Annotated in this window: 11 protein-coding genes; 8 read left to right on the top strand and 3 right to left on the bottom strand. The window is 40.3% G+C overall.

The features are described from left to right. Positions 1–19 precede the first annotated feature (19 nt). A complete protein-coding gene (locus C9E88_RS16980) occupies positions 20–454 on the bottom strand; it encodes a hypothetical protein (RefSeq protein WP_106986414.1) in 435 nt (144 codons plus the stop codon). Between the two features lie 185 nt (positions 455–639). Here C9E88_RS16980 and radA point away from each other — a divergent pair, with 185 nt between their 5' ends. From radA to C9E88_RS16995, 3 genes are all read left to right on the top strand, one after another. Beyond that, on the top strand, positions 640–2,031 hold the full coding sequence (radA, locus tag C9E88_RS16985) for a DNA repair protein RadA (protein WP_106986415.1): 1,392 nt from the start codon (positions 640–642) through the stop codon (positions 2,029–2,031). Positions 2,032–2,153: 122 nt separating this feature from the next. Further along, positions 2,154–3,158, top strand: coding sequence for a Tim44 domain-containing protein (locus tag C9E88_RS16990; protein ID WP_106986416.1), 1,005 nt, complete (start codon positions 2,154–2,156; stop codon positions 3,156–3,158). Positions 3,159–3,266: 108 nt separating this feature from the next. Beyond that, positions 3,267–3,797, top strand: coding sequence for a tetratricopeptide repeat protein (locus C9E88_RS16995; RefSeq protein WP_106986417.1), 531 nt, complete (start codon positions 3,267–3,269; stop codon positions 3,795–3,797). Between the two features lie 46 nt (positions 3,798–3,843). Here the strand turns inward: C9E88_RS16995 and C9E88_RS17000 are convergent, their stop codons facing one another. Both C9E88_RS17000 and C9E88_RS17005 read right to left on the bottom strand, forming a co-directional pair. Next, positions 3,844–4,350: a cysteine peptidase family C39 domain-containing protein gene (locus C9E88_RS17000; RefSeq protein WP_106986418.1), complete on the bottom strand. Its 507-nt coding sequence runs from the start codon at positions 4,348–4,350 to the stop codon at positions 3,844–3,846. A 64-nt stretch (positions 4,351–4,414) separates the two neighbouring features. Beyond that, entirely contained in the window at positions 4,415–5,449 is a 1,035-nt protein-coding gene (locus C9E88_RS17005; RefSeq protein ID WP_227865869.1) for a DUF4917 family protein, read from the bottom strand. A 223-nt stretch (positions 5,450–5,672) separates the two neighbouring features. Here C9E88_RS17005 and ahcY point away from each other — a divergent pair, with 223 nt between their 5' ends. The 5 genes from ahcY (at position 5,673) to C9E88_RS17030 (ending at position 14,330) form a co-directional block, all read left to right on the top strand. Then, a complete protein-coding gene (ahcY, locus tag C9E88_RS17010; protein ID WP_106986419.1) occupies positions 5,673–7,055 on the top strand; it encodes an adenosylhomocysteinase in 1,383 nt (460 codons plus the stop codon). A 160-nt stretch (positions 7,056–7,215) separates the two neighbouring features. Beyond that, complete coding sequence (gene metF / locus C9E88_RS17015) at positions 7,216–8,052, top strand: methylenetetrahydrofolate reductase [NAD(P)H] (RefSeq protein WP_106986420.1); 837 nt, start codon at positions 7,216–7,218, stop codon at positions 8,050–8,052. Positions 8,053–8,158: 106 nt separating this feature from the next. Beyond that, entirely contained in the window at positions 8,159–8,884 is a 726-nt protein-coding gene (locus C9E88_RS17020) for a 16S rRNA (uracil(1498)-N(3))-methyltransferase (RefSeq protein ID WP_106986421.1), read from the top strand. Positions 8,885–9,042: 158 nt separating this feature from the next. Beyond that, on the top strand, positions 9,043–11,907 hold the full coding sequence (locus tag C9E88_RS17025) for a putative bifunctional diguanylate cyclase/phosphodiesterase (RefSeq protein ID WP_106986422.1): 2,865 nt from the start codon (positions 9,043–9,045) through the stop codon (positions 11,905–11,907). A gap of 143 nt (positions 11,908–12,050) precedes the next feature. After that, complete coding sequence (locus C9E88_RS17030; protein ID WP_106986423.1) at positions 12,051–14,330, top strand: NADP-dependent malic enzyme; 2,280 nt, start codon at positions 12,051–12,053, stop codon at positions 14,328–14,330. The last annotated feature ends 14 nt before the right edge of the window (positions 14,331–14,344 follow it).

Here is a 14,344-nt window from a genome sequence, read left to right on the forward strand (position 1 = left end):
AAATACTCAATGGTAAACCTTAACTTAAACGACCACGTGCCGTAGAATCTTGGTCTTCATCTTCAAACTGATTTTCTAAGTCAGCTGACTCTTGACGATCAGCTTCAATTTCTAAAGCCACTTCCAGCGATAATACAAAAAAGAAGACATCTTCAATTTTCATATTACCCTCTTCATCTTCAAGATGCTGTTGCACCAATTGATATTGTGGATCTTGCTCATCAAATGGAAGCTCTAAATAAACATCTCCTAAATAGCCATCAATGAGACTTTCATCCTCAATGCCCATACATGGTGTATATGCAATTCCATGTTCATCTAACCATGCCAAAACAACATTACGCGCATTGTCTTCTAAATCTTTATCTTCAATGTAATTTTCAAAATGTAAAAAAAGCACATCACGTTTTTTTTCACGCGCAATCGCATCGATATGTTGTATTAGCATTGGCATTGCAGTGATCCATTTTGAGTAATTTAAGCATCTATTATAGAGCCTGAAATGCAATTCATGCTAATGAGCAAGCACTTATGCGACACAGATTGACTGGAAACAGCCAATTTTCATTCGAATCCATAGCGTTCCAACTTATTCATGGTTATGCTCTTGCACAATGACAACAGCTTTCGACTTGGGTTATGGCAAAAGCAAAAAGTGTTTATCGTTGCGAACAATGTGGTGCAGACCATCCTAAATGGTCAGGCCAATGTAGCGATTGTGGGGAATGGAATTGTTTAAATGAAGTCAGCATTGCACCTGCTGTCAGCCATCGCGCACAGCCGAAAATGGGCGGTGGTTATGCAGGCCAAGCTGCCAGTATTACCACACTCAATAAGATTTCAGTGTCCAATGAAACACGTCTGGCAACTGGCATAGGCGAATTTGACCGTGTATTGGGTGGCGGTTTAGTCACAGGTTCAGTGGTACTGATTGGTGGTGACCCTGGTATTGGTAAATCTACCATTTTATTACAAACCGCCACGCACATGGCATCTGCCAATAGCCCAGCACTCTATGTCACAGGTGAGGAATCACTTTCTCAAGTTGCGCTACGTGCTAATCGACTCGATTTGCCCACGGATCAATTAAAGGTTATGGCCGAAACCTGTGTTGAGCGTATTTGCGAAGTACTGGCACATGAACGTCCCGCTGTAGCCATTTTAGACTCAATTCAAACGCTGTATACCGAAACCTTACAATCTGCACCTGGCGGTGTTTCACAAATTCGTGAGTCGGCAGCTTTACTCACACGCTTTGCCAAAAATAGTGGCACGGCGTTGTTTATTGTGGGTCACGTGACCAAAGAAGGCTCATTAGCAGGCCCTCGCGTATTAGAACACATGGTCGATTGTGTATTGTATTTTGAAGGACAAGCAGACTCTCGCTTTCGTATGATTCGTGCGGTTAAAAACCGTTTTGGAGCGGTCAATGAACTGGGCGTGTTTGGCATGACCGATAAAGGCCTACGCGAAGTATCTAACCCTTCTGCTATTTTTTTAAGTCGTTATGACGAAGCCATTCCAGGCTCGATTGTGATGATTAGCCGTGAAGGTACACGCCCACTATTAGTGGAGGTTCAGGCCTTAGTGGATGATGCGCATGGGCAACCACGTCGCGTGGCTTTGGGCTTAGAACAAAACCGCTTAAATATGCTCCTTGCTGTTATGCACCGACATGGTGGCGTACAAACCTCAGGCCAAGATGTCTATGTAAACATCGTGGGTGGCTTAAAAATTACCGAAACAGGTTCTGATTTAGCAGTCCTACTTGCCTGTGCATCCAGTATTCGCGGTAAGGCCTTACCACAACAGCTAGCTGTTTTTGGTGAAGTCGGGTTATCTGGTGAAATTCGCCCTGTGCCCAATGGTCAAGAGCGCTTAAAAGAAGCGATTAAACATGGATTTAAATACATTATTGTGCCTCGGGGCAATGCGCCACAAAAATCGATTGCAGGCGTACAAATCATTTCTGTCGCCCGTTTACACGAAGCTTTAACAGAGGCGATGAACTTAAGTGAAGAGCTCAGCTAATCCAAGTGATGTTTGCTTGTATATTTTTTAATTAAAAATACGATTTAGATATTGAAATTCAGCGCAAATGACTGCATAAATAAGAAGAATCTATTTCTTTTTATTTTTTATAGGAAAACTCAATGGAAGTTCGACAGCGTGGTTTGATTGCGGGTTTATTAACGGCTGCTTTATTAGTAGCGCCTTTAACAGCTGAAGCGAAACGTGCTGGTGGTGGTAAAAGCCATGGTATGTCTCGTCAAGCAGCACCAACTCAGTCTTACCAACAGCCTCGTCAAGCTACTCCAGCTCAACAGCCAGTTGCTCCTGCAACTGCGCCTGCTAAATCTGGTCCAGGCGTTGGCGGTATGGTTGCTGCTGGTGTAGCTGGTGCTGCAATTGGTGCGGTAGCAGCCAATGCATTAGCAGATGACAAGAACACTCATGCAACTTCGGAAGCTCAGCAGCAAGCTGCTGCACCAGCTGAAGAAGAAAAAGGTGGTCTTCCAAGCTGGATTTGGATCTTACTAGCTGCTGCTGTTGCCTTCTTCATTTTCCGTAAGATGGGCGCAAAAAAAAAACTAGCTACTAACAACCCATACGCACCTAACAATGGTGGTGCTGGTAATACAGCACCATTTGGTCAAGCACCTAATGCGCCTCGTGGCGGTGATAACACCAATATTTTTGGTCAATCAGTGGGCGGTTCAACACCATCTGCACCTGTAAATAACGCACCTTTTGCAGGTGGCGCATACACGAATTCTGGTAGTCAGTTGCCTGATGGTACTGAGCCTGCAGCATTCTTACGTATTGCACGCCAACGCTTTAACCATATTCAGTCTATGAATACGGCGAGCAATATTTCAGAAATTCAGCGTTATTTAACTCCTGATCTTTACCAGTCAATGTATCAAGATATTATGGCTAACCAAGATCAAGACGTTGCTGAGTTTTCTAACTTAAATGCAATGGTGACTGATTCTGCAACTGAAAATGGCCAATACGTTGTAAGCGTTCGCTTTACAGGTACTGTGAGCGAAGACTTAAACAGCCTTCCACAACCATTTGCAGAAATTTGGCATTTTGTTAAACCTGCTGGTTCTACACAAGATTGGTTGGTTGCTGGCATTCAACAAGAAAGCTAAGCATCACTTCTAAAAAAGCGATCTTCGGATCGCTTTTTTTTATGGCTAAAATTCGCTTTTCTGAGCCAATCACTTTAATCTAGGCAGGTTTATTTTTGAGGTTGCCTTATGTCGCAGCGTATTACTCCCCCTATTGCTTTAATTAATCGTGCATCTGCTGGTAATGCTGAAGCTCAATTTGAGCTAGCCGAAGCCTATATGCACAGCGAACATGAAGACGATATTGATCTGGCTGAAGAATGGGCACTCAGAGCAGCACAATTGGGCTTAACTGAAGCAATGTATTGGCTGGGTGAAGGCTATACAGTTTATGCTAAAGAATTACGCGAAGAAGACCCAGAAGAGTCTAAAAAATACTTTGAATATGGTTTTAATTGGTTAACTCAGGCCAGCAAAGATAAACATGCTGCCGCTATTTTTGAGTTAGCAGGCTATTACCGCCGTGGTGATGCCACTGAAAAAGACGTGAGCAAGTCTATTGAACTGGTTGAACAAGCAGCCAAATTAGGCGATGTACAAGCCATGCGCGATTTATCTTTTATCTATGCAAATGGCTTAGGTATTGATGCCAATGAAGAACAAGCTGATTTTTGGGATCAACAAGCACAGCTTGCTGAAAGCAAAAATACTGAGCAATAAGCAATACAGCCCATCATAATGGGCTGTAATTTTTTGCACTCTTACATTAAGCATCAACAACAATGGCTTGTCTAAAAATACCTTCCACTGCACGTTGTTGTTCAAATAACGCTGCTGGCATTGCTTCAAAACTGTCAAAAAAACTAATCTCATTGGCATCAACTGCATACACCAACGAGTGATTGCCCTCACCTTCTAAAGTGTCGTAATACACAATCACATATTGCTTTTGCTCAAAAGCTTGCTGGATTTCTGCATAGCTAAGTGCAGGTAAAATTGGCAATTGAATTTGTTGTGCTGTGTTCAATTCCTTTAGATCTTCTTCACTTGGCTCTAAGTCTTCATCAGTATGAAATTGAATCTGATAGCCAAACTTTTTTAAGCCAATGGCAAGACCCAATGAACTTGTTCCATACTCTGCATCATAGCCGCACACATTGACCAGCTGATCTATTTCAGCATCTAGGCCTAAGTGCTGCAGCAGCATCCATACGGCATAGATACCGCCATTGGCTTCTAAATTGGCAAGTGCTTCTGGGATTTCCAAAGACATGAAAGGAACTCAAAATTTATCTAAAATTAATATTAATATTAATATTAATACAAATACTTTAATTTTAGGGATTATTCCAACAACCTGAACTTTGACTATCAAAAAATTCTACTTCTATTTTAGGAGCTATTACTTTAATTAATGTATTAATCCGATGACATTCTTTCTGCTCTTTAGAATAAGTCGAGATAGCAACTTTACCTACAGTACCTTGTTTAAAAATTTGCTGGATTAAATGGGACTCTTGTTCACCTAAGCCCCATCCATAAATAACTAAATTTTTATTTTCAGCCACTAAGCTTGGTAAAACTTCATAAAATATTGTGCTCAAATATGGACTACTTTTTATTGACTCTAATTTTTTAATCCCTGTGCCTTCAGCTATAAATAATGGAATTTTGTCTTCACACCACTGCGATGTAATAACATCCAATAAACTTTTAGACTCATCTCTTTGTAGTTTATTCTCAGCATTTTTAGCATCTCTAAAGATACATAAATTACCATGTTGGTAAAAGGTCAACGTGACGTCTTTTTGATGCCGTCCGTATGGTTGTTTAAACTTTTCCCAATCATGATCAAACTGGCCGTATCCAATAAAGCAATCTTTAAAAATATGACCATCATTGTTGATGCTACTCCCATTACCATACATACGTATCCAATACAGAATCAAATCATAATTAAGTGAAACAATCGTAGAAAACTGCTTTGTAAATTTATAAAGATCAGATAAATGATCAAATATTTGTGCATGTTCGCAATGAACTTCTTTAACAACTTCGATTAGAGCATTTTTAATATTCTCATAAGCTGAATCAATTTTTGTATCGTGTATACCTAAATGATTATTTACCAACTTTGCATGCCAAACTAATCTCAAAACTAACTCGAAATCATCTGTATCAAACTCCTTAAAAAGTTTGGATATATCTGCATTAAAAAGTTCTAATTTTTCAGCTTCTTCTTTTAAAGAATCAAAACGAAATTTTTGATGCAGAGCAACACTAGCCCCATTGCCAATTATTAAACTCCCATTTTTATAATCATCCTTAATTTCACCCCATTCTTTGATAGGGTAATTAAAGCTATCCATCATAGTACAATCTCGAAATTTACTTATATGACAGATATTAACCAATTGAAGATTGGAACTCACTCTATTTCCAAGTACAATACTTCGCTAGTCGAGGGATGCTGCGACTTTCTTATAGGCACTAAATATAAGATCGCTAGGCTCGACGATTCGGTTGAACATTCGTTTCAATCAACAACGGCATCCGCGAACATAATGATCAATTGTTTTTATTAAGGAGATCGTGATGAACGCGGTTAATGCTTCATTTACAGATTACAAAGTTGCCGACATTTCACTAGCTGACTACGGCCGTAAAGAAATCAAACTTGCTGAAGCAGAAATGCCAGCGCTAATGGGTCTTCGTAAACGCTATGCTGCAGCTAAACCGCTTGCTGGCGCGAAAATCCTTGGCTGTATCCACATGACAATTCAAACTGCAGTTTTAATTGAAACTCTAGTTGAATTAGGCGCAGAAGTTCGCTGGACTTCATGCAACATCTTCTCTACGCAAGACCACGCTGCTGCTGCAATCGCGGCTGCTGGTATTCCAGTTTTTGCTTGGAAAGGCGAAACTGAAGAAGAATACGTTTGGTGCTTAGAACAGCAAATCAACGTAAACGGCACACCTTGGGATGCCAACATGATTCTGGACGATGGCGGTGACTTAACTGCACTTGTTCACGAAAAATATCCTGAAGTGATTGCTAAAATCCACGGTATTACTGAAGAAACTACAACAGGTGTTCAACGTCTTTACGAAATGCACCGCGACGGTACTTTAAAAGTTCCTGCAATCAACGTAAACGACTCTGTAACTAAGTCTAAAAACGACAACAAATACGGCTGCCGTCACTCTCTAAATGATGCAATCAAACGCGGTACAGATATGCTTTTATCTGGCCGTCGTGCGCTTGTAATCGGTTATGGCGACGTAGGTAAAGGTTCTGCTCAATCACTTCGTCAAGAAGGCATGATTGTACGTGTAACTGAAGTTGACCCAATCTGCGCAATGCAAGCATGCATGGACGGTTACGAAGTTGTTGCTCCGTACAAAAACGGCGTTCAAACTGGCAAAAAAGAAGATATCAACCTTGATCTTCTTCAAAACACTGACTTGATCGTAACGACTACTGGTAACTACCACGTATGTGACGCAGCAATGCTTGATTCATTAAAAGCTGGTGCTGTTGTTTGTAACATCGGTCACTTCGATACTGAAATCGACACAAACTACCTACGCGGTTACAAGTGGGTTGAAGTTAAGCCACAAGTTCACCAAGTGTATCGTACAGAAAACGAAAACGATTACTTAATCCTTCTTTCTGAAGGCCGTTTGGTGAACCTTGGTAACGCAACTGGTCACCCATCACGTATTATGGATGGTTCTTTTGCTAACCAAGTATTGGGTCAAATGCACCTATTCGCTGAAAAATTTGCTGATCTTCCAGAAGATCAAAAACAAGCTGCAATCCGTGTAGAACTTATTCCTAAGAAATTAGACGAAGAAGTTGCTGCGGCAATGGTTGCTGGTTTCGGCGGCGTATTGACAACTTTGACTCAAGAACAAGCTGATTACCTAGGTGTTCAAGTTGAAGGCCCGTTCAAAGCTGAGGCTTATAAATACTAAGTTTTTCACCTCTCCTAACCTCTCCTGTTAGGAGAGGAACTTTCCATTGAGAATTTAATTTTCTCATGGACTCTCCTTCTCTTGCGCCATATATGGCTCAGGAGAAGGCTGGGATGAGGGCAATAATAAACAAACAGTATTTATAAAAAAGGATTTGAACATGTCAAAACAGATTCCTATTTCCTTTGAGTTCTTCCCGACCAAAACTGATGCTGGCGCGGAAAAACTTAAAGTTGTTCACCAAGAACTTCAATTATTAAATCCTGAGTTTTTCTCTGTAACCTATGGTGCAGGCGGTTCTACGCGTGAACGTACACTGTCTACCCTTGCCGATTTTAATGGCAAAGGTACACCTGTTGCTCCTCACCTTTCTTGTATTGGTGACAGCAAAGAACGTATTGCAGAACTTCTAGATTTGTACAAATCACAAGGCATTGACCGTATTGTTGCACTTCGTGGTGACTTACCTTCAGGCCAAGTTGGCTTAGGCGAATTGCCTTATGCAACTGATCTTGTACGTTTCATTCGTGAACATTCAGGTGATCATTTCAAAATTGAAGTGGCAGCGTACCCAGAAATGCACCCGCAGGCAGACAGCTTTGATTTAGACATCAAACGTTTCTGTGATAAAGCCAATGCAGGCGCAAATGCAGCATTGACACAGTTCTTCTTTAATCCAGATGCATACTTCTACTTCGTAGAACGCATTCAAAAAGAAGGCGTGAACATTCCTGTAGCACCAGGCATTATGCCTATTACCAATGCAAGCAACCTCATTCGCTTCGCTGATGGTACAGGTGCTGAAATTCCTCGCTGGATTCGTAAGCAATTGGCAACTTATGGCGACGATACTGATTCAATCAAAGCCTTTGGTCATGAAGTGATTGTAAAACTTTGCGAACGCCTAATTGTAGGTGGTGCACCAAGCCTGCACTTCTACACCATGAACACCACTGATCCAACTCGCCAGCTTGTGCAAGACTTAGGTCTGGCTTAAGTATTTTAGACTTCTGAGCCTTACAAAATTTCCTATTTCTTTACTGAGATAGTTATAAGCCGTAATTCAGAAGTCTTTTTATTTCACCTTTTGAGAGTAAAGCCAAATGCCTCGTTTTTTTATTGAAGCAGACCTAAATGTTGATACCACTGTCGAACTGACTGAAACAGTATTTCATCACTGGGTTAAAGTGCTACGCGCGCAAACAGGTGAAACTGCCACATTCTTTAATGGCCAAGGTGGCGAATACGAAGTGACATTAACGGACGTTGCTAAAAAATCAGCATCTGTTGCTGTAACAGCTTTTAATCCTGCCAACCGTACCCCTGCTTTTACAGCCTTACTTGGCCAAGTCATGAGTAAAGGCGATCGCATGGATTATGCGATTCAAAAAGCGGTTGAACTCGGTGTTTCTGAAATTCAATTGCTCACTTCTGAACGCTGTGAAATGCGTTTGAAGTATGACCGCGACCAAAAAAAATTAGATCATTGGCAAGGTATTGCGATTGCAGCCTGTGAACAATGCGGTTTGAATGTGGTTCCAAAAATCCTTGCACCCATTAGTTTAGACAAATGGCTTGCTTCTAAATTACCAGTCACTAAACTCGTACTTGCTCCAAACAAGGACCAAACAGACGTCTTAGCCAATGCAACGCCAAATATCGCATTGCTCATTGGCCCAGAGGGTGGTTTAAGTGAAGCAGAAATTGAAAGTGCTAACCAAGCTGGCTTTATCAATTGGTGCATAGGTGAACGTGTTTTACGTACAGAAACCGCCCCAGTTGTTGCACTTTCTATACTTAATTATCGAATAATCAATAATTTCATCTGATTTTTTATATTTATGTATACATATTGATTGATTTTTGTGCTTCTGGCAATTACCCTTATTTAGATAAAATGTATGGCCTTGAAAGGATTTCGAGCTGTTTACAGCTAGGCCAATAAAAATTGACTTAATTATTACATTGAAATAAGGCATTGATATTCATGATAGAAGATCAATATGAATATATTCGGGAGCATAATCATGCCGCCCAAATTGCAAATACAATTCGTTTAAGCCGTTATTTTCTAACCAGTATTCTCGTTGTTTGTCTCTATATTTTCTGTATTTACAAATTTTTTAGTTCAACGCCTGCACCTTATTTTTATACATGGTTTTTTACAACAGAAATTATCGTTTGCCTGTTTTGGCTTGTAAGTACAGCGCATTTTAAACCTGGGCTTTATAATTTAAATCACGCCCATCGCTGGCTACAAATTCAGTGTTTTACCGTAGGTTGCTTGGTAGCTATAGGAATTTATATCCTTTACAACTACCTCCCAACCATCAATCCAGATTTTGAAGAAATTCATGCGCTAACACTTTCAGCATTATTATTGATCGTGACTCAAAGCTTTAGCCTGACCTACTTAACCCAAAAGTTAAATTATTTTTGTCTCACTTTTTTGCCTTCGATCATTCCATTTTTATTTTCACAATATTTTATTCAACACGACACCAACCCCCTTTTTAGTCTGGCTCTGAATTTTGCACTTATTGTTATTTTATTATGTGCAACAACGTCATATCGAATTAACCTGCGCCTGAGTACCACGTATGCACGCAATCAACTCTTAATGAAAGATGCTGCACAACAAGTCACGTGGACAGATGATTTATGCAAACAGCTTCAAGATGAAATAAACCACTCTAAAGATATTGAACTACAACTACAGCTGAACAACCAACTGCTCGAGCAAAAAGTACGTGAACGTACCTATGATATTGAGCAAATGAACAAAGACTTAGAAAATCAACAAGAAAACTTAGTATTAGCACACGAAATTGCAGGCCTTAGACCTTGGGATTGGAACATTAAAGATCGTAAAATTCGGATCACCAACCACTTATATGAAAAACAAGTCCGTGATTCAAAACAGCACCTTGAACAATTACAACACCAAATTCATCCTGATGATGCAGAACAATTAAAACTAACCTTAAAACTGCATTTACGCGGTGAAAGTGAACGTTACGAAGCCAACTACCGTATTCAAAACTCAGAGGGCAAGTGGACTTGGGTACATGACATTGGTCGTGTGGTTGAACGTGATCCAAATACAAAAAAAGCCATCCGCATGGTAGGCATTCGTCGTGATATTCAAAAAGAAAAAATGTCACAAGAGCGAATTAAATTAGCCACCAGTGTATTACAACAAGCTGCTGAAGGCATTTTTATACTCGACGAAGAGCTCTGTTATATCGACGTCAATCCTTATTATGAAAAGTTAACAGGCTTTAGTAGCAACCAAATTTTAGGTAAACACCTATTTGACATCACAGCGAATTACAAGTCACAACAACGTAGTGCCCACTACAGTGTGATTAAACAACTCATGAATATGAATGAGTTTGATGGCGAATTAAATGAAAAATTCCTCTCTGGCAAAGAACTTACCTTGTGGATGCACATTAATGCCATCACTGATGAAGACCATAAAGTCACGCACTATATTGGTATTGTGTCTGACTTAACTGAACGTAAACTCCAAGAGCAACGTTTATCTTATTTAGAAAATTATGACACGCTGACAGATTTACCTAATCGTTTTTACTACAACTATCAATTACATAAACTTTTGGTAACACAGCGTGACTCACAATTTGCCATTATTCGCCTCAATATCGATCGCTTCCGCCCACTCAACGAATATTTAAACCATAACGGTGGTGATGAATTACTACGCCAAGTTGCTCAGCGTTTGCGTTTGACCAACCCAGAAGCACTATTCATGGCGCATTTAAATGGTGATGACTTTGCCATTGTGTATGAAGTGTCCCACTTATGCCCTTCGGTACACGATCAATGTGCACGTATTAACAAAGCATTTGGCTTGCCATTTAATATTGCCAAACAAGATCATTTAATTACCATCTCTATGGGCGTTGCTTTCTACCCAGAGCATGGACGCCAATTGGATTATTTAAACAATTGTGCCGAGCAAGCCCTCACCGAAGCTAAAACACTAGGTGGCAACACGATTCGTTATTATTCGAAAGAAAATACAGCCCTTTTAGAGCAAGGTATATTCCTCGAACGTGACTTACGCAAAGCCATTCAAAACAACGAATTAATGGTTTATTACCAGCCTAAAATCAACTTTAGAGATAAAAATGTATGTGGTTTTGAAGCACTAGTACGCTGGAATCATGCTGAAAAGGGAATTATTCCACCTAATCTTTTTATTCCACTTGCAGAGCAAACTAGCCTAATATCAGACATTGGTCGTATCGTAATACAACAAACTGCCAAACAAATCCGCCAATGGAAAGACATGGGCTTTAATAATATTTGCGTCTCAGTGAATATTGTTGCACAGCAACTCAGACGCGGACAATTGCTCGAAGTTTTAGACGATGCAATGAGCCTCAACCAAATTGAAGGCCAAGATTTAGAACTTGAAATTACCGAATCTTCACTGTTAGAAAATTCCGAGGATGTTAAAAATCAACTGAACGAAATTAAGCTACGTAATATTAATATTTCACTCGATGATTTTGGAACTGGTTATTCTTCACTCTCCTATCTTGCTGATTTTCCAATTGATATATTAAAAATTGACCGCAGTTTCGTATCTAAAATTGGGCAAAACAAACAAGCCGCCATTGTGAGTGCCATGATTGCAATGGGCAAAGCCATGGGAATGACCGTCGTTGCTGAAGGGATTGAAACCGAACAGCAACTTCAATACTTACAAGACCTCGATTGTGATATTGCACAAGGTTACCTATTTTCTAAGCCGCTACCAGAACAAGAAGCAACCGAATATTTAGAACAAAATACCTGTGCCTCACTTATAGCTACTTAATATAAGACAAAAAAATGTGACAGTTCAGGATTCAAAAAATGACACGCTGAGTCTGTCCCAACTGTCTAACAAGTGATATATTCAGTTGATTAATAGCTATTAAACTCCCGTTTTCTGGGCAACTTAAAACAATCGAGATACAGATGGACGATCAATCTTTAAAACAGCAGGCATTGTATTATCATGAGTTTCCAACGCCAGGTAAAATTAGCGTAACACCAAGCAAACAGCTTGTTAACCAACATGATTTAGCGCTTGCTTACTCTCCAGGTGTCGCTGCACCATGTTTAGAAATTGAAAAAGACCCATCTAAAGCTGCACTGTATACTGCACGTGGTAACTTGGTTGCCGTAGTAACGAATGGTACTGCCGTTCTTGGCTTAGGTAATATTGGTCCTTTAGCTTCTAAACCTGTGATGGAAGGTAAAGGCGTATTATTCAAAAAATTCGCTGGTGTTGACGTATTTGACATCGAAATTGCTGAAAATGATCCAGACAAAATTGTTGATATTGTTGCAGCATTAGAACCAACTTTTGGTGGTATTAACCTTGAAGACATCAAGGCACCAGAATGTTTCTATATTGAGCAAAAACTCCGTGAACGCATGAATATTCCTGTATTCCATGACGATCAACACGGTACATCAATTATTGTTGGTTCAGCGCTGTTAAATGCCCTACAACTGAATGGCAAAAAAATTGAAGAACTCAAAATTGTCGCTTCAGGTGCAGGTGCTGCTGCTCTATCTTGTCTTAACTTGCTTTGTGCCTTAGGTGCAAAAAAAGAAAACATCATTGTGGCTGACTCACGTGGTTTATTAACTACGCAACGTCAAGGCCTTGATGATTCTAAAAAAGCATACGTACAAGATATTGAAGGTACACAACTTGCCGATGTTATGGCGGGTGCAGATATGTTCCTTGGCCTTTCTGCTGCTGGTATCTTGACTCAAGATATGGTTAAAGAGATGGCGGACAACCCGATCATCTTCGCTTTGGCTAACCCAGATCCAGAAATTTTACCTGAACATGCCCACGCTGCACGTCCAGATGTGATTATGGCTACAGGCCGCTCGGACTATCCAAACCAAGTAAACAACGCCCTTTGCTTCCCATATATTTTCCGTGGTGCATTGGATGTTGGCGCAACCACCATTAACGAAGAAATGAAAATTGCATGTGTACACGCGATTGCGCGTATGGCACATGTAGAAGCAGATGCTGCATCTTATGGTGAAAAATCTGCATCATTTGGTCGTGATTACCTTATTCCACGCCCATTAGATCAACGTTTGATTTTGGAAATTGCACCAGCAATTGCACAAGCTGCAATGGACTCAGGTGTTGCAACTCGCCCAATTCAAGACTTTGCTCACTACCGTCAACGTTTGTCTGAGTTTGTTTATAACTCAGCATTCATGATGAAACCTATTTTTGCGCAAGCAAAAACAGATCCGAAGCGCATTGCATACGCTGAAGGTGAAGACCTTCGTGTACTTCGTGCGGTTCAAATTGCTGTAGATGAAGGTATGGCTAAACCAATCTTGGTGGGTCGCCCTGCTGTGATTGAAGCAAATATTAAAAAGCTTGGTTTACGCCTTGAAAATGGTTTCAACATTGAAATCGTAGATCAAGAGAAAAACCCGCACTATGAACAATTTGCTGATGACTATTATGAGCTTATGGCACGTAAAGGCGTAACACCTGAATACGCGCAACGTGAGTCTCGTCGTCGTTCTACGCTCATTGCAGCAATGCTGGTTCGTCATGGTTTAGCAGACGGTATGCTTTGTGGTACCTATTCAAGCTATGACATTCACCTTGACTTCGTAAAAAATGTGATTGGTTTAAAAGAAGGTCGTAGCACATTCTTCACCCTCAATGCATTGATGCTTGAAGATCGCAATTTATTTATTGCCGACACCTACGTAAATACTAATCCAACGGCTGAACAGCTGGCTGAGATGACCATTTTAGCTGCTGAAGAAGTACGTCGTTTTGGTATCACACCACGTGTTGCTTTACTTTCGCACTCAAGCTTTGGTTCAGATCAAAATGATCCAAGTGCACAAAAAATGCGTAAAGTATTCGAAATTTTAACTGAAATTGCACCTGAACTAGAAGTTGAAGGCGAAATGCATGCCGATGCGGCATTAGACGAAAATATTCGTCATTTTGCATTCCCGAATTCACGCTTCAAAGGTTCTGCAAATTTATTGATTATGCCGAACTTAGATGCAGCCAACATCTCGTTTAACTTGTTGAAATCAACATCAGGTAACAATGTCACCATTGGCCCGATCTTGCTTGGTGCAGCGAAGCCTGTTCATATTTTGACACCAACAGCGACAACACGTCGTTTAGTGAATATGACAGCACTTACAGTTGCTGAAATTCAAGAAAACGAAAAAAATGCACTGTGATTTAGTTCACTGAA

The organism is Acinetobacter cumulans, from assembly GCF_003024525.3.
Classification (GTDB): Bacteria; Pseudomonadota; Gammaproteobacteria; order Pseudomonadales; family Moraxellaceae; genus Acinetobacter; species Acinetobacter cumulans.